Origin of the sequence: Halobacillus litoralis (assembly GCF_009856445.1) — a bacterium.
Taxonomy (GTDB): domain Bacteria; phylum Bacillota; class Bacilli; order Bacillales; family Halobacillaceae; genus Halobacillus; species Halobacillus litoralis.
Window position 1 is genome coordinate 409,144 of the sequence record NZ_WMFA01000001.1, and the last position, 17,184, is coordinate 426,327.

Here is a 17,184-nt window from a genome sequence, read left to right on the forward strand (position 1 = left end):
GGAACAATAGGTAGTGGATATGTGTTTATCCATCATCACATCGGGAAAAGTAATACCAGTGTGAAGAGAAGTAAAAGTTCAAGCATGCCGCATAAAAAATATAGAAGGGACGATGGAGTTATGTTAAAAAAACTATTTGGTAATAACAAAAGTGTGGAGGAACAAATTGTCGCTCCGGTAAATGGAAAAGTGGTTCCCCTTGATGAAGTGGACGACCCTGTATTTAGTCAGCGAATGATGGGGGACGGCGTAGCTATTGAACCGACCGATGGAAAAGTAGTAAGCCCGGTATCCGGTGAAATCGTCCAGCTCTTCCCTACTAACCATGCCGTAGGGATAAAAACGAAGTCAGGTGTGGAAGTCCTTGTACACATCGGCCTTGAAACGGTTTCGATGGAAGGGGAAGGCTTTGAAGGGCATATCACCACTGGAGACAAAGTAAACGCAGGTGATCATTTGATTACGTTTGATATGGATCTTGTTAAAGAAAAAGCGAAAAGCACGATTACACCTGTAGTCATTACAAACTATGATGATGTAGTCGAAAACTTCGATCCATCCTATAGCGATGGCGCAAACGCCGGTGAATCTACCATCGCTACACTGAAAACGAAATAAAAGACGACCAAGGCCTGATGTACCAAACGTGTACATCAGGCTTTTTCTGGATGTATGATCCAGAAAAAGGGAGTTTTCATGGCGGAGGAGAGTGGGATGTTTTATAATGGGGCAAGAAGGAAGACGGATAAGTAGAAAAGGGAGGAGAAGCGTGATGTCTAAGCGTGATACAGAGCTGCGAAACAAAGTGGAGACAGAAGTACAAAATTACAAACAAACCGTAGAAGCGGATATGTACCGTCAGAATTATCATCATATGCCGCCTGTCGGTCTGATGAACGATCCAAATGGATTCATACAATGGAAAGGGACATATCATCTCTTTTATCAGTGGATGCCTTTCGATACAGCTCATGGGGCAAAATACTGGGGACATTACACTTCTGCAGATCTTGTGAAATGGAAGCATGAGGCTGTGGCTTTGACTCCATCCGAATGGTATGACAAGGATGGGGTCTATTCGGGAAGCGCTGTCGTGCATGATGATCAATTGCACCTTTTCTATACGGGAAATGTGGAAGGGGAACATGGACCTGAGGCAGAATATCAATGTCTTGCTGTATCTAGGGATGGTGTCCATTTTGAGAAAAAAGGCGTCATCATTGAAACGCCAAAAGGGTACACAGCTCATTTCAGAGACCCGAAAGTATGGAAGAAGGGTGACCTATGGTACATGGTGGTTGGAGCTCAAACAGGGGATAAGCAGGGGAAGGCTGTATTGTTCCGTTCGACTGACCTTCATTCATGGGAACACGTAGGCCCTATTGCCGGAAGTAATGAAGGGGAGCTGGGTGAGTTTGGGTATATGTGGGAGTGTCCGGATTTATTCGAACTGGATGGTGCAGACGTGCTTATGGTCTGCCCCCAGGGACTTGAGGCTGATGGTATGAACTATGCAAATACATATCAGAGCGGGTGTTTTATTGGGCAATGGGATGAAAGCTCTGAAACATTCCAACACGGAGATTTTCGTGAGCTTGATCGAGGCTTCGAGTTTTATGCTCCTCAAACGACAACGGATGAAAAAGGAAGAAGGATCCTTGTCGGCTGGATGGGGGTCCCGGAGCAATATGAACAAGCACATCCCACGGTTGAACATGGATGGGTCCATTGCTTGACGATCCCGCGTGAATTGAAGTGGGATGGCGAAAGAATCATACAAACCCCTCTGCCTGAGCTTGCCTCAATGCGAGGACCAGTTTTAATGCATTCATCCATTACAATTGAAAATGATCAAAAAGGCGTGAGAGGGGTACAGGGGAGATCGATTGAGCTGAACCTCGATATTGAATCATTGGAGGATATGTTCGCCATCGAACTTTTTCAGTATGCTTCTTTGAGTTACAAAGATCATGTCATAACATTATCAAGACCGCATTTAGAAGACCGTTCCAAAACAGAGTTCCGTCGCGTGAAACTGAAGGACGGATTAAAGAACCTCCGTTTATTTATTGATCAGTCTTCACTGGAAATTTTCATTAATGGAGGGGAAGAGGTACTGACTTCCAGGATTTATCCTCAAGCAGAGGAAGAGCATATTCTCTTTACCTCATTAGGATCCACTACTTTCTCTGTTGAAAAGTGGAATTTGAAAGGGTATGAGTATTCTTAATAGGAAAAGGGGCTCGCTTTTTGAATTCCTTATTATTGTGGTAAGATAACTTTATGTAAATCGCACGAAGGGGTCATGTTTATGAGTCAATCTCCAAAAAAGATGAAAGCGAATGAACGAAGAGAGTTTATTCTCGCTTTATTAAAACAAAAAGGTGCGCCTGTCACAGGTAGTTCTCTTGCCGAGGAAATGAACGTGACCCGGCAAGTCATTGTCGGTGATGTCTCCCTGCTGAAAGCAAAGAATGAGCCGATTGTCGCCACGAGTCAAGGGTACATGTATATGATGGATGGAAAAGATGACCTGCCCTATCAACGTACGATTGTATGCAAGCACCAGGGGGACGAAACAGAACAGGAACTCAATATTCTGGTTGATCATGGTGTTCATGTCCAGGATGTCGTTGTCGAACACCCTATTTATGGTGATTTAACATCCAGACTTACCATTTCGAATCGCCGTGATGTAAAGAAATTCATCGAGAAAGTGAACAGCACCAAAGCCTCTTACTTACTCGAATTGACAGGCGGCATCCATACGCATACCATTGCAGCGGACAGCCAGGAAGCCCTTGATGAGGCAGAGACGGCATTGGAAGAAGCAGGTATATTGATGACGAAATAACAGGGATATCTTGAGAAGAGATAGGCATTCTGAAAAGGAAGCTTATCTCTTTTTACTTATTTCATATAAAGACGACATGGGAAGCATGTCTTAATCAATGAACGAAAGGAATATGATATATTTATATCATGATTTCTTGTTAGAAAAAGGAAGGTGGCCACGTTGAACATCCTGCCGATTTTTGTGAGTATCATTCTTACCTTGAACGTGTTGCTTGCCTTAGCCATCATCTTCCTTGAACGAAGAGATGCGAGTGCAACATGGGCGTGGTTGATGGTTTTACTATTTATCCCTGTCGCAGGTTTCTTTCTTTATTTGATCTTCGGGCGCCGGCTCAGCAATAAAGAAATATTCACCTGGGACAAAAAAAGTCGTCTTGGACTTCTTGCCGCTGTCCAGGAACAATTGACAGCCATTAAGAATAACGAGTTGAAAGTCCAGCATGAAGATATCATTCCATATGAAGATTTAATTTATATGCATCTAAAAAACAACGATGCACTATTATCGCAAAACAACCAAGTTGAAATTTTTACAGATGGTCAAAAGAAGTTTCATGCACTTATTGAAGATCTTGAAAAAGCAGAAGATCATATTCATTTGCTCTATTATATTTTAAGAGATGATAACTTAGGGCACCGCCTGGCAGATGTGTTGAAGCGGAAAGCCATGGAAGGTGTGGAAGTCAAGCTTTTGTATGATGACATGGGTTCAAGATTATTGAAGCGTTCCTATATACGGAGCTTGAAAGAAGCGGGCGTGCAAGTGGAATCGTTTTTCCCTTCCTTTATCCCTAAAGTGAATATGAAAATCAATTACCGAAACCACAGAAAACTCGCAATTATCGACGGTGAAATCGGGTATATTGGTGGTTTCAACATCGGAGACGAATATTTGGGCTTTAATAAAAGGTTTGGATATTGGCGGGACACCCATTTGCGCGTGGAAGGAGAAGCAGTGAACAACATGCAGACACGCTTCATCCTCGACTGGAATCACGCTTCACGCAGAGATATTGTGTATGAGCAGCGGTATTACCAGGCTAAACCCAAAGGCGATGTGGGCATGCAGATCGTATCCAGTGGTCCTGATTCGGAGTGGGAGCAAATCAAGCATGGCTACTTGAAAATGATCCTTTCAGCGAAAAAGTATGTGTACATTCAAACCCCATACTTCATCCCTGACGACAGCTTACTGGATGCGCTCCGTGTAGCGGTCCTGTCAGGAGTGGATGTGAGAATCATGATTCCTAATAAGCCGGATCATCCATTCGTGTACTGGGCAACATTTTCAAACATTGGAGATATGTTAAAAGCAGGTGCAAGCATTTACGTCTACCAAAAAGGATTCTTACACGCCAAGACAATTGTCGTTGATGGAAAAATAGCTTCGGTAGGTACAGCGAACATTGATGTGCGGAGCTTCCGTCTGAACTTTGAAGTGAACGCCTTTTTATATCATCCAGAAGTGGCGCAGTCATTAGCCGACCGTTTCCATGAGGACATTGTCGAGTCGACTGAGCTTACATTTAAGCTTTATCATGCCAGGACGAAATGGATCCGCTTTAAAGAAGCCATCTCAAGGCTATTATCACCAATCCTATAATTATTTTACTCTTCAAGAAGGTAGAAGACACAGTTTCGAGGCGTTTTCGGGGTTCGTTACTTAGTTTAGCGCCAGGGGTGGTTGGGAAGCCACTCGCTTTCCAACCACCCTTTCTATGTAAGGGAGAAACGAACCCCTTCGCCCACAAGGACTGTCCTCCACTAACCCTGGGCTGTACGTAGAATTTGCTATATATCAAGCAGTTGGATGACAAACACCTGCCCCAGGGCGTTTCAATTACTCGCCTCAACCAAGTTGGAATGAGGGGTTTCTATAAGTGGTTTCGAGACCTTGATATAGCAAAGGGGCGGAGGGGGATGAGGAGGCTCACCAAGCTCCCACGGAAAGCGAGTCATCACCCGTAGTCCCCATCCACTCAACAAAAGTCTCGAAATCAAGTCTTCCTGCCAAGTAATTGAATAAATTAAAAAGCCCTGCGCATCTTGCGCAGGGCTTTTTGAGAGAGGTTGTTTTGGTATTGGTTTTCCTTTGTAGCACGAGAAAGGCTGAAGGGAATTCTTTTATCTAATAGCTATCTGGAGGGGGGATCGATCGTATCTATTGGATGTCGAATCCCCATCAGCGTTTCTACTTTTCAATCTTTCTTCATCACGTATTCTTCATATCTGTTCAATTATTGAGAGGTTAGCGTGATTTGGACGGTGGTTGGTTTGCCGTCACGGTAAACTTCAAGCTCTGCTGTATCTCCGTCTTGTGCTTGGTTGTAGAGATATTGTCGCAGGCTGATGAGAGACTCGATTTCATTGCCGTCGATGGCGGTGATCACATCGTATTTTTCGAGTCCTGCTTCATCAGCAGGGGAGCCTTTTTCGACGCCTTGGACAAGGACGCCTTCGGTTACTTCTTCTGGCAACCCTAGCTCACGTTGTAACACAGGGTTAGGGATTTGGTTCAAGTCTTGCAGGGAAACTCCCATGTAAGGACGTTCAACTTCGCCGTTTGTCTCTAAGTCTTCGATGACAGGTTTAGCAACGTCCATAGGGATAGAGAAGCCAATTCCTTCAACTTCTGCTTTTGCGATTTTCATAGAGTTGATTCCAATGACTTCGCCTTGCAGATTGATGAGCGCACCTCCACTGTTACCTGGGTTGATGGCTGCATCGGTTTGAAGGACTTCGGTCTGCCAATCTGGTTGTTGATCACCGTTAATATCGACTGGAATATTACGGTTCAATCCACTGACAATTCCTTTCGTCACGGATCCTGCGAACTCCATGCCTAGCGGGTTACCGATGGCAATGGCTGTTTGCCCGACCTCTACGTCACTGGCTTTACCTAATTCAGCAACCTTTTGCACATGTTCGCTATCTATTTGTAAAACGGCCAGGTCTGTTAAAGGGTCACTACCTTTTAGTTCGGCTTTCACTTTTGTTCCATCACTCAGAATAACTTCAAGTTCGGAAGCATTTTCGATGACGTGATGGTTGGTGGCAACAAAAGCTTTTCCGCCTTCTTCCTTATAAATGACCCCGGAACCTGTACCGGCTTTTTTAGCGCCTTGTCCTGTATTCTGGACATTACTAATACCGACAACCGCTTCGGAAGCTTCGTTGACTGCTTGAGTCACTTCCTCCTGGTTTTTCCCGAGATTCAGTTCATTGGCTTGTGCTGTCGGCTTTTCTGTATTGATATCTATAGAAATGCCCTGCCACTGAAAAACGGTGGTAACTAGAAAAACAGCTGCAATGGCTCCTAAAACACTGAAAGCTATACCGGAACGTTTGTATTGTTTCTTATCATTTCGCTTCTGTTCATCAAACATTAGAGAAACGACGCCCCTTTCAATAAGATTCGCTGTTGATCTTTGGTGTTTCCCTCTGACAATTTTTATTCTACGACAGAGTTATGGAATGACTTTGGTGTAAATGTGGAAAAAGTGTGGAATGTAGGAGTAAACTAAAAAAATATGAGAGAATAAAGCAAGAGCAGATGTGGATAGAGGAGGATGCCATCTATGAATCAGATGATTGGACTGGTAGAAGACGATCCGAATATTCGAGATATTGTAGAAGGTTATTTAAATAAAGAAGGGTATCAGGTGATCGCTGTAGATACGGCAGAGAAGGCCTGGGATATTTTTCAGGAACAGACCCCTGACCTTTGGGTGCTGGACATCATGCTTCCTGGAATGGATGGCTATGAGTTTTGTAAAAAAATACGTCAGATTTCAGAAGTTCCGATAATTATTATATCAGCCAAAGATGAAGAGGTAGATAAAATTCTCGGCCTGGAACTGGGTGGGGATGATTACTTAACCAAACCTTTCAGTCCGAGGGAGTTAGTGGCAAGGGCTAAGCGCCACTTGAAACGTTGGCAAGCCATGAAGCCGAGTGAAGATGAGGCACAGGAAACCATCGTAGCTGGTGAACTTGAATTGAATGATGCGGAGAGACAAGCCTATTTTCAAGGTGAAGAGATCGAAGTGACAACAAAAGAGTTTGAGATGCTGAAAATCCTGGCTTCTCAAGAGAATCGTGCCTTTGCCCGTGAAGAACTGTTGATCAAAGTATGGGGAGAGGATTATTACGGCAGTGATCGTGCGGTCGATGACCTGATCAAGCGATTACGTAAGAAGATGAAAGACCTGCCGATTGAAACGGTGTGGGGACACGGCTATCGATTGAAGGAGAAGCGTACATGAAGCTTTTGTATCAATTGAATGCCGCTTTTGCGACGTTAATTATCGTCATTATGTCGATCACCGCATTTTTTATCTACTCGCTGCTCATGGACATGCTTATTCAGGATGAACAGCGCCAACTTAAGGGGAGAGCAGATCTTCTGGTAGACATTATCAATGATCAGGATCCTGAGCGGAGCCCTGAACTCTCCCAACTGTTGCAGGACAGAAATTATCCGATCGTATTATTCGATAGGGAAAGTGATGAGATATTATTCCGTACGATGCCTGCTGTCGTAGCGTATGCCTGGGTGGAACGTTATGAAGAGGAACTGATCGATCAGGAAGTTTGGGAAACGATGGGGGAGAAATACGTAGCTTATGACTTTCCTGTGAGCGCAGATGAGCGTCAAGTCCTCGTCATGGCAACCCCGCTCAATGACCTGCAAGCCGTCCAATCCGTATTTGCCTCACGTATGATTGTTGTTTTTCTCATCGGCTTATTCCTTGCGATCCTTGTGAGTTATGTGTTGACCTGGCGTCTCGTAACCCCTCTTACAAAATTGAAGGAAGAAGTGAAAAAGATCGAAAAGCGTCAGTTCTCTGATGTGAAAAAAGTTCATGCTTCCGGAGAAATTGGTGAAGTAGAGCAAAGCCTCAGGCACATGGCTGCAGAGCTCTCCAGGTATATCCACTCCCAAAAGCAGTTCTTTCAAAATGCATCCCATGAACTTAAAACGCCTTTGATGTCGATTCAAGGGTATGCAGAAGGGATCAGGGATGGAGTGTTTGAAGGAGAAGCGGCAGAAAAAGGTTTGAATGTCATGGTGAGTGAGACCGAACGCTTGAAAAAGATCGTGAATGAAATGATCCTGTTAGCCAAGCTTGACAGCAGCGAAGATGTGTATAACCCGGAAGGAACGGAAATATCTGAAGTGGTTAGTCAAGCGAGGGATAGGCTGTATCCACTTGCCAAGGAAAAAGGGATTGCATTGCGAACGAAAGATATTCATTCTTACCATACATTCGTTGACAGGGAACGAGTCCTTCAGGCGATGATCAATATATTAAGCAATGGGGTCAGACATGCAGAGAGTACAGTGATCATGACTACAGAGAAAGGGCAGGATCAGTATCGAGTAAAAGTAATCGACGATGGTCCTGGTATTCCAGAGGAACTTCTACCTCAGCTTTTCGAACGTTTTATTAAAGGAAAAGAAGGGGAAACAGGGCTTGGGCTTGCCATATCCAGAGCAATCATTGAACGGAGTGGTGGAGAGATCCATGCCTACAACAGGGAAGACACGTCTGGTGCAGTTTTTGAAATTGTATTCAGTCAAAAAGAGTGAGATATACCAAACATGGTATAATAGAAGGCAGAGAACGATTCCATATGGAAGTGAGGAAATACACAATGGAAGCAAAACCTTGTATCGATTCATTAACAGTAAAAAGTTCACACGTTTTACCTCCGGATACGAATAGTCACGGAACGTTATTCGGTGGAAAGCTGATGGCACATATTGATGATGTAGCAGCGATTGCAGCAGTCAGACATGCCAGAAAGCCGGTGGTGACGGCATCTACAGATTCCGTCGACTTTCTGCAGCCGGTTTTTGAGGGAGATACCATTTGTCTGGAGGCATTCGTCACATGGACACATAATACGTCCATGGAAGTGTTCGTCAAAGCAACGACAGAGAACCTTCTGACTGGAGAAAGAAAGGTTTGCACAACCGCTTTCTTATCCATGGTAGCCGTGGACGAAAAGAACGAACCATCCCCGGTACCAGGGGTTTACCCTGAATCTGATGAAGAAAAGTGGCTGCATGAAAATGCGCAGAAGCGTCATGAACACAGGAAAAACAGAAGGAAAGAATCGAAGGAGTTGGCTGAGAAGTTTGGTACGAGCCTTCCTTGGAAACGCGACTGTTAAAAAAAGCTCGGCTGCCTATAACGGCAGCCGAGCTTTCTTTTATTTGAGCCGAACGAGCTCAGGTTGACGCTGTTCTTCTTCATGACGGGTCGTTGTACAAAGAGAATCCCAATCGTGGGCTGCTCCGTCTCTCATAGTAATGATGCGATCAGCGATCGCTCTCGAGTCCTCGCGGTCGTGGGTGACGAAAATAGAAGTCGTGCCTGTTTGTTTGATGATGTCTTTCAATTCACTTCTGATTTTGATTTGCAGGTCTGCATCCAAATTACTAAATGGTTCATCCAAAAGAAGAAGGGAAGGCTCAGGAGCCAGGGAACGAGCCAGAGCTATTCGCTGCTGCTGTCCGCCACTTAATTCATGAGGGTATCTCTTTGCATAGCTGCTCATGTTCACCAGTTCCAGTACTTCGTGTACGCGATTCTTCCGTTCTTTCCGTTTCCAATTCTTTAATCCGAACTGCACATTCTCATAAACCGTCATATGAGGGAATAGAGCATAATCTTGAAAGACCATGCCAATTCCTCTTCTTTCAGGTAGGACAAACGTCCGTTCATCGGTCATCGTCTGATTTCCAATTTTTATCGTTCCCTTGGAAGGTGTTTCAAGACCACAGAGAAGACGCAGTACGGTACTCTTTCCACTGCCACTTTCACCAAGAATGGAGATGATCTCTCCTTGTTCGATATCAAGGTTGAAATGGTGGATCGTCAAATTCTTTGCGTTTTTATATCCAAAACAGAGATCTTTGATTTGAACGTACATATCAATTCGACTCCTTTTCTAAAACTTGATGAAAAACAAAAACAGCAATGGCACTGATGACAACGATAATGATGGAGGCGAGAGCCGCCTCATGAATTTGTTCATCACTCGCGTATTTAAAAGCATTCGTCGATAGCGTTCCAAAGTTAAACGGTCTCAAAATCAAGGTGAGAGGCAGTTCTTTTATGATTTCGATAAAAGCAAGCAGAAACCCGCTGATGAGCGGAGCTTTGATCATTCTTAAATCGACTTTGAAAAAGGTACGCGTCATGTTCATGCCCAGCATTCTTGAAGCTTCCGTATACTTATTGCCGATTTTATCAAAACCGGATTCGATGGAATTATACCCGATGGCAAGGAAGCGAATGATATAGGCAGAGATTAAGATGACTAAACTCGTACTCAGGAATAGGCGGCTTTCCATACCAGTAGTTTCATAAAAGTTAGAAAGACCATTATCCAAACCAATAAAAACGGTACTGATCCCGACAGCGATGACGGCTCCCGGAATGGAATATCCTAAGATCGTCACTTTTGCTGCCGACTTTGATAAGGCGCTCTGATGCATTCTGGAAAAGTTGGCGATAATCACAGCAAACAAAAGAATCAATAAGGCACCAACGAAAGAGACAAGAAGTGAATTCCAAATGAGTGTCGTAAATTCGGGAGATGCGATTTTTTCAAAAGTCAATAACATCCAGTCGACGAGCTGTACGAATGGAATGAGAAATCCTAATAAGAAAATAAACAAACAGTATCCAAAAGCCCCCCATGCCTTCCATCCTTTTAACTGAGTAGGGTGGAGGGGTCGAGCTTTAGCTGTTGTGGATGCATATTTTTTACGGCCACGGAGCACTTTTTCTAAAGTAAGGATGGCAAACACAATAAACATAAGTGTCGCCGAAAGTTTGATGGCTGAATTGAGATCATTCATCCCGAACCATGTTTGGAAAATCGCTGTACTGAACGTCGGCACACCGAAATATTGAACCACTCCGTAGTCATTTAATACTTCCAAAAGCACAAGACTTACGCCACCGACAATCGCTCCACGTGATATAGGGAGTACTACTCTGAAAAAGATATCTACTGGAGAGCGGCCGAGGATTCTGGCATTTTCAATGAGTGATGCGGACTGATTCGCTAGAAAAGCTCTTGTGATCGTGTACACATAGGGAAAGAGAAAGAGCGTGAATATAAAGACGGCCCCCGGCAGATTGAGAATATTGAAATAGACTTGATCCACCTCAATGCCCCAATTGTTTCGTAATGTTGTTTGGATGACGCCTGTATAATTCAAAATCCCGTTATATGTGTACCCCGCAATATAGGGCGGGATGGCCAGTGGCAGGATCAGCGCCCATTTAAAGAACTTTTTCATAGGAAACTCATAGGCTGACACGATCCATGCTAAACTCGTACCGATGATGATGGTTAAAAATCCTGTGAAAACAATAAGCAAACCGGTATTTTTTAATAAATCCGGCAAGATGTATTCCTGGATGTGATTCCAGTTTTCAGCCTTTTGTGTAAAGAAGTTGAAGAGGATCGTCATGTTGGGAATGAGAATCAAAATGACAATCGCCAGGCTGAGGATCGACCAAATGTTCATGTACCCAGGAAGCTTACGTAACAAATTCAAGCGTGACACGTCCTTTATCCTACCAATCGCTCAGCCTTGAATGAAAAAAGCCGGAGAACTTTCTTCATTCAAGGTTGAGTCCGCTTTAATGATAACAGTTCTCAACTGTTTTGTATAGAAAAAACCGCATCATGGAAGGCATGATGCGGGGAGTGGGCTCTTATTATTTCCAGCCAACTTCATTCATGATTTGAATTGCACGATCGTTGTTCTCTCCAAGTTCATTCAGACGAATGTCCTGCTCTTTGAACTCACCCCAGCTTTGCAGAAGCTCAGAAGGCTCTACATTAGGGTTGACCGGGTATTCATAGTTTGCTTCAGCAAATTGTTTTTGTGCTTCCTCTTTAGAAAGGAACTCAATGAACTTCTTCGCGTTTTCCGTGTTTTGGCTGCTTGCTGTCACACCAACACCACTGATGTTTACGTGAGTACCTGTTGTATCCTGGTTCGGGAACATGATTTCTAGCTGTTCCGCAACTTTAACTTCTTCTTCATCTTCAGAATTCAACATTTTACCCATGTAGTAGGTATTCATAACGGCTACATCACCTTCACCGGCAGCTACAGCTTTTGCCTGGTCACGGTCTCCACCTTGAGGGTCACGGGCCATGTTGTCCACAATGCCTTGTGCCCATTCTTTCGCAGCTTCTTCACCTTCAGTAGCAATCATAGAAGCGACAAGGGACTGGTTGTAAATGTTAGAAGATGAACGGATCAGGACTTTATCCTGGAACTCATCTTTTGTCAGGTCCATATAAGTTTGAACGTCTTCTTCATTTACGCGTTCTTTATGGTAAGCAATGACACGAGCACGTTTCGTCAATCCGAACCAGTTGTTATCTTCATCGCGGAATTTCTCCGGAATGTTTTCACTTAATACATCACTTTCAATGGGCTGCAGAAGCTCTTGGGACTTCGCACGGTGCAGGCGGCCAGCATCCGCTGTGATTAAAAGATCGGCTTCCGAAGCTTCACCTTCACGGTCAAGACGTGCAATCAACTCATCGTCTTTTCCTTCAATGACGTTGACTTTAATGCCTGTTTCTTCCTCGAACTTGTCGTAAAGCTCCTGGTCAGTATCATAGTGACGCCCAGTGTAAAGGTTCACCTCTCCACCAGTTTCTTCTGAAGCGTTCTCTTCGCTGTTTTCTTCTGTGTTCGTTGTTTCTTCTTCATTCGATTCCGTTGCTTCTTCCTGATCGTCTCCGCCGCAAGCAGCAAGTACGAACATAGAAAGGATAAGGATAAAGCTCATTAAAAACCATTTGTTTCTCATGTTCTTTCCACCTCTTATGTAAAATTTTATCAACCATTGATAATGATTTTCATTCCGGATTCAATTTTAATAGATTTAGGAAAGAAGTCAAGTGAATATTGAGAATTTTTTTCATTTAGATGATGATAAGGTTTCATATTCTATTACGCTATATGGCAGGATTGTTGAAGACTCAGCTTCGAGACTTTCCAGGGTCCGTTGCCCGGGTTGAGCGTCAGGGGTGGCTGGGAAGCTACTCGCTTTCCAGTGGGGGGAGTGGCGAGCTTCCTCGGGCTACGCCCTGCGGGATCTCGCCGATCTCCTTTCTCCCACGGGAGTCTCGCAGCTTCCCAACCACCCCATCAGATGAAGGGGCTAACGAACCCCTTTCCCAAGTAGGATGGTATCTCGCTACCTCGATTGTTGTAACCATAAAACGCTCTGTATCAAGCTTTCAGGGTTCAAGTGTCTCTGCATGGGATTTTATAATGATACTCTATCAAACTGAATAGCTGATGATTCGGGAAGTGGTTTCGAGATACTTCTATGTCAAATGGGCGGAGGGAATGGCGAGACTCCTGCGGGAAAAAAGTGCTTGGTGAGACCCCACAGGACGCAGTCCGAGGAGGCTCACCGCGCTCCCGCGGAAAGCGAGCTATTCCCCGCAGCCCCCGTCACTCAACAAAAGTCTCGAAACTGAGTCTTCAACTAAAGGGAGCGTTAGTGGGGTTGGGTTGTTTGATGGATAAGGAGTAGAGGGTGGGGAGCACGTATGGTAAAATAGTTGAGTTCTTATAGTTGTTGGTTTGTTTGTAAGCAATTATGGGAACTGACTTTATATGGAAAATATAACTTAAAGAGGTGAAGGTTATGGTGGAAGATATACTTACTTTTCTCAACGACTGGATGTGGGGAACCATACTCGTTGCTGCCTTGCTCGGCTTAGGCTTATGGTTTTCGATTAAACTGAATTTTGCCCAGTTTACATACATACCAGAAATGTTCCGGGTCCTTTTTGATAAGCGATCCATTTCTGCAGAGGGCAAAAAAGGAACGTCTCCGTTCCAGGCATTTGCTATTAGTACCGCCTCCCGTGTTGGTACGGGTAACTTAGCAGGAGTAGCCGCTGCGATTACGGTCGGGGGTCCCGGCGCTGTTTTCTGGATGTGGATTGTAGCCATTCTTGGCGGAGCCTCAAGCTTTATTGAAAGTACACTTGCACAAATCTATAAAGTCCCTGAAGAAAAACAGTATCGAGGCGGTCCAGCCTATTATATTGAAAAAGGGTTGAAGAACAGAGGACTTGGGATTGTTTTCGCAATCACCATTACATTTACGTACGGGTTAGTTTTCAGTTCTGTTCAATCCAATACGATTCGTCTAGCTTTTGAAAATTCCTTTGATATGGATAAATGGTTGCTTGGCGGCATTCTTACTTTTATTGTAGCTATTATTATTTTTGGTGGGTTAAAACGAATCGCTCAGGTGACCCAGTTCATCATTCCGATTATGGCTATTTTCTATATCATTCTTGCAGCTTACGTATTGGTTGTGAACATCGGACAGGTGCCGACGATGTTTGGACAAATTTTCGCTGGTGCTTTCGGCTTTCGTGAAGTTGCCGGGGGTACGTTCGGCGGTATGATTCTTATCGGGATTAAGCGTGGATTATTCTCCAACGAAGCAGGAATGGGGAGTGCGCCAAACGCAGCTGCTACATCTGAGGTCACGCACCCTGTCAAACAAGGGTTGATTCAAACATTGGGCGTATTCACAGATACTTTGCTTATTTGTAGTGCGACTGCTGTCATTATTCTCTTTGCCGGAGACTATGTAGGAACAGACCTTGATGGAATTCAGCTGACTCAGGAGGCATTTGAATCTGAACTCGGCGCATGGGCGGCCGTTTTCATTGCCATAGCTATCTTCCTTTTCGCATTCAGCTCAATCATCGGGAACTATTACTATGGAGAGACGAACATCGAATTCATCAAAACAAGTAAACCAGCGATCTTTATTTACAGAGTAGCTGTACTGTTTATGGTCATGTTCGGTGCGATTGCTGAGTTTGGTCTTGTATGGTCACTGGCCGACTTGACGATGGGGATCATGGCATTGATCAACTTATATGCGATTTTCCGATTATCATCTGTGGCATATGCTGCACTGCAAGACTATCGTAAGCAGAAGAAAGCAGGGAAAGATCCGGTCTTTTATCAAGACCACCTCCCGGGTGTCGACGGGATGGAATACTGGAGAAGAGATCAGACTTCAGAAAAGGAACATGGTTAACAAACATAAACAGCCTCAGGATTTCGTTCCAGAGGCTGTTTTTTCTTTTATGCGCGAACGGCATCCATTTATAGGATGCCGTTCGCGCCAAACGAGGCCAGAATCGCGCCAAACGAGGCCAGAATCGCGCCAAACGAGGCCAGAATCGCGCCAAACGAGGCCAGAATCGCGCCAAACGAGGCCAGAATCGCGCCAAACGAGGCCAGAATCGCTGCATCAGTTCTCACTCTTTCATATGTGATATGATGGACAGAGATATTTAGTAAAAGGAATGAGCGGAATGAGTTTACTATCAGTCAATCAATTGAGTAAAAGTTATGGAGATAAAGATCTGTTCGATGACCTTACTTTCACGATATCCAATCAACAGCGAATCGGCCTGATTGGAGTGAATGGTACGGGGAAATCCACGCTTATGAAGATTCTCGCAGGCATAGAGAGTGGTGATTCAGGAGATATGGATCATGCGAAGGACTTTACGGTGGAATATTTGCCGCAGGAACCGGAATTAGACGAGAGAAATACCGTTCTTGAGCAAATTTACCATGGGGACGCAGAGATTATGGTCGTTATGAGAGCCTATGAAAAAGTTCTATTGGACTTAGCTGCTCGCCCTGAGGATCCAAAAGTCCAGGAACGTATGCTGGACCTTCAGCAAAAGATGGATGAAAAAGGGGCCTGGGAAGCAAACACAGTTGCCAAAACGATTCTGTCCAAGTTAGGGATCGAGTTTTTTGATAAGAAGATCAGTGAACTTTCTGGAGGACAGAAAAAAAGGGTCGCTATTGCTAAAGCTCTCATTCAGCCGGCGGATTTGCTTTTACTGGATGAGCCAACGAACCATCTGGACAATGAAACCATTGAGTGGCTGGAAGAATATTTGGCATCCTATAGAGGATCACTCGTCATCGTCACGCACGACAGGTACTTCCTGAATCGTGTGACGAATTTGATCTATGAACTGGATAAAAGCCGCTTGTATATCTATGAAGGAAACTATGAAACATTCCTCGAGAAAAAAGCAGAAAGAGAAGAGTGGGAGCGTCAAGCTGAACAAAAACATCAAAATACTCTCCGTAGAGAGCTTGCCTGGTTGAAGGCTGGTGTGAAAGCGAGAACGACAAAGCAGAAGGCTCGTAAACAACGTGTGGAATCCATGAAGGAAGAGACCTTTGATACGAAGAAGGAAAACGTGGATATGGCGATCGGTTCTACAAGATTAGGAAATCAGGTCATAGAGTTAGAGGGGATTACCCACGGTTTTGGGGATCAACCGCTGATCGATCATCTGGATCATCTTGTCGTGCCGGGAGAAAGACTCGGGATCATCGGCCCGAATGGCTCTGGTAAAACGACGTTGCTGAACATTATGGCTGAACGTATTCAACCGGATACCGGAAATGTCCACATCGGTTCCACTGTTAAAATAGGCTATTACACGCAGGATCATGGAGAGCTTGATGAGAATTTGAAAGTCATTGAATATATTAAAGAAGTAGCGGAAGTCATCACGACAGCGGATGGAGATGAAATTACTGCGGAACAGATGCTGGAGCGTTTCTTATTCCCACGCCCGCAGCAGTGGACGTATATTAAGCGTCTTTCTGGTGGAGAGCGCCGTCGTTTATATTTGCTTAGAGTTCTCATGAGTGAACCGAATGTTCTTTTCTTAGATGAACCGACCAACGACCTCGACACAGAGACGCTTAGTGTGTTGGAAGACTACTTGGATCAGTTCCCAGGTGTGGTCATCACGGTTTCCCACGACCGTTATTTCCTGGATCGTGTAGTTGACCGCCTGATAGCCTTTGAAGGAGATGGAGACGTCCGGAAGTTTTACGGCAATTACACGGAATATCTTGAAAAGAGAAAAGATGAGAAAAAAGAGGTCCAGGTGAACAAAAAGCCATCCACTCAGGAAGATACTCGGCGTGCTAATCGAAAGCGAAAGTTATCTTATCGGGAAAAGCAGGAATGGGAGACGATTGAAGATGAAATTTCTGCTTTGGAGGAAAAGGTAGAGCTTCTTGATGAACAGCTTGCGGCAGAAGCGACCAACTACGACCGTGTCCAGGAACTTTCTAAAGAAAAACAAGAAGCTGAGACAGAATTAGAAACGAAAATGGAGCGGTGGGAAGAGCTTTCCTTGATTGTTGAGGGAGTAGAGGATGAATAATGACGAGGAGAGTGGGGAGCG

Annotated in this window: 13 protein-coding genes; 9 read left to right on the top strand and 4 right to left on the bottom strand. The window is 44.5% G+C overall.

All coding sequences use genetic code 11. The features are described from left to right. Positions 1 to 120 precede the first annotated feature (120 nt). From GLW00_RS01885 to cls, 4 genes are all read left to right on the top strand, one after another. Complete coding sequence (locus GLW00_RS01885) at positions 121 to 618, top strand: PTS sugar transporter subunit IIA (protein WP_160910783.1); 498 nt, start codon at positions 121 to 123, stop codon at positions 616 to 618. 154 nt (positions 619 to 772) lie between these two features. Beyond that, entirely contained in the window at positions 773 to 2,230 is a 1,458-nt protein-coding gene (locus GLW00_RS01890; protein WP_202412331.1) for a glycoside hydrolase family 32 protein, read from the top strand. Positions 2,231 to 2,311: 81 nt separating this feature from the next. Then, entirely contained in the window at positions 2,312 to 2,854 is a 543-nt protein-coding gene (locus GLW00_RS01895) for a transcription repressor NadR (RefSeq protein WP_160910785.1), read from the top strand. Between the two features lie 162 nt (positions 2,855 to 3,016). Beyond that, positions 3,017 to 4,459, top strand: coding sequence for a cardiolipin synthase (gene cls / locus GLW00_RS01900; RefSeq protein ID WP_160910786.1), 1,443 nt, complete (start codon positions 3,017 to 3,019; stop codon positions 4,457 to 4,459). 634 nt (positions 4,460 to 5,093) lie between these two features. On the opposite strand, the gene GLW00_RS01905 is transcribed toward cls, so the two are convergent. Then, the gene (locus GLW00_RS01905; protein ID WP_160910787.1) at positions 5,094 to 6,242 is read right to left on the bottom strand and encodes a S1C family serine protease; all 1,149 of its coding nucleotides are present in this window, start codon (positions 6,240 to 6,242) and stop codon (positions 5,094 to 5,096) included. A 192-nt stretch (positions 6,243 to 6,434) separates the two neighbouring features. Here GLW00_RS01905 and GLW00_RS01910 point away from each other — a divergent pair, with 192 nt between their 5' ends. From GLW00_RS01910 to GLW00_RS01920, 3 genes are all read left to right on the top strand, one after another. Then, positions 6,435 to 7,121 carry a response regulator transcription factor gene (locus GLW00_RS01910; protein ID WP_160910788.1) on the top strand — a complete coding sequence of 229 codons (687 nt, stop codon included), beginning with the start codon at positions 6,435 to 6,437 and terminating at the stop codon, positions 7,119 to 7,121. Then, positions 7,118 to 8,449 carry a sensor histidine kinase gene (locus GLW00_RS01915; protein ID WP_160910789.1) on the top strand — a complete coding sequence of 444 codons (1,332 nt, stop codon included), beginning with the start codon at positions 7,118 to 7,120 and terminating at the stop codon, positions 8,447 to 8,449. Before GLW00_RS01910 ends, GLW00_RS01915 begins: the two co-directional genes overlap by 4 nt. 65 nt (positions 8,450 to 8,514) lie before the next feature. Next, on the top strand, positions 8,515 to 9,036 hold the full coding sequence (locus GLW00_RS01920) for an acyl-CoA thioesterase (RefSeq protein WP_089653695.1): 522 nt from the start codon (positions 8,515 to 8,517) through the stop codon (positions 9,034 to 9,036). Between the two features lie 39 nt (positions 9,037 to 9,075). Here the strand turns inward: GLW00_RS01920 and GLW00_RS01925 are convergent, their stop codons facing one another. The 3 genes from GLW00_RS01925 to GLW00_RS01935 all read right to left on the bottom strand — a co-directional run bounded on the left by GLW00_RS01925 (position 9,076) and on the right by GLW00_RS01935 (position 12,716). Further along, positions 9,076 to 9,798: an ABC transporter ATP-binding protein gene (locus tag GLW00_RS01925; RefSeq protein WP_160910790.1), complete on the bottom strand. Its 723-nt coding sequence runs from the start codon at positions 9,796 to 9,798 to the stop codon at positions 9,076 to 9,078. Between the two features lies 1 nt (position 9,799). Beyond that, the gene (locus GLW00_RS01930) at positions 9,800 to 11,410 is read right to left on the bottom strand and encodes an ABC transporter permease (protein WP_160911810.1); all 1,611 of its coding nucleotides are present in this window, start codon (positions 11,408 to 11,410) and stop codon (positions 9,800 to 9,802) included. 193 nt (positions 11,411 to 11,603) lie between these two features. Continuing rightward, positions 11,604 to 12,716: a Fe(3+) ABC transporter substrate-binding protein gene (locus GLW00_RS01935; RefSeq protein ID WP_160910791.1), complete on the bottom strand. Its 1,113-nt coding sequence runs from the start codon at positions 12,714 to 12,716 to the stop codon at positions 11,604 to 11,606. An 849-nt stretch (positions 12,717 to 13,565) separates the two neighbouring features. Between GLW00_RS01935 and GLW00_RS01940 the strand changes: the two genes are divergently transcribed. Together GLW00_RS01940 and GLW00_RS01945 are read left to right on the top strand one after the other, a co-directional pair. Next, the gene (locus GLW00_RS01940) at positions 13,566 to 14,987 is read left to right on the top strand and encodes an alanine/glycine:cation symporter family protein (RefSeq protein WP_160910792.1); all 1,422 of its coding nucleotides are present in this window, start codon (positions 13,566 to 13,568) and stop codon (positions 14,985 to 14,987) included. 280 nt (positions 14,988 to 15,267) lie between these two features. Next, positions 15,268 to 17,163 carry an ABC-F family ATP-binding cassette domain-containing protein gene (locus tag GLW00_RS01945; RefSeq protein ID WP_160910793.1) on the top strand — a complete coding sequence of 632 codons (1,896 nt, stop codon included), beginning with the start codon at positions 15,268 to 15,270 and terminating at the stop codon, positions 17,161 to 17,163. Positions 17,164 to 17,184 lie beyond the last annotated feature (21 nt).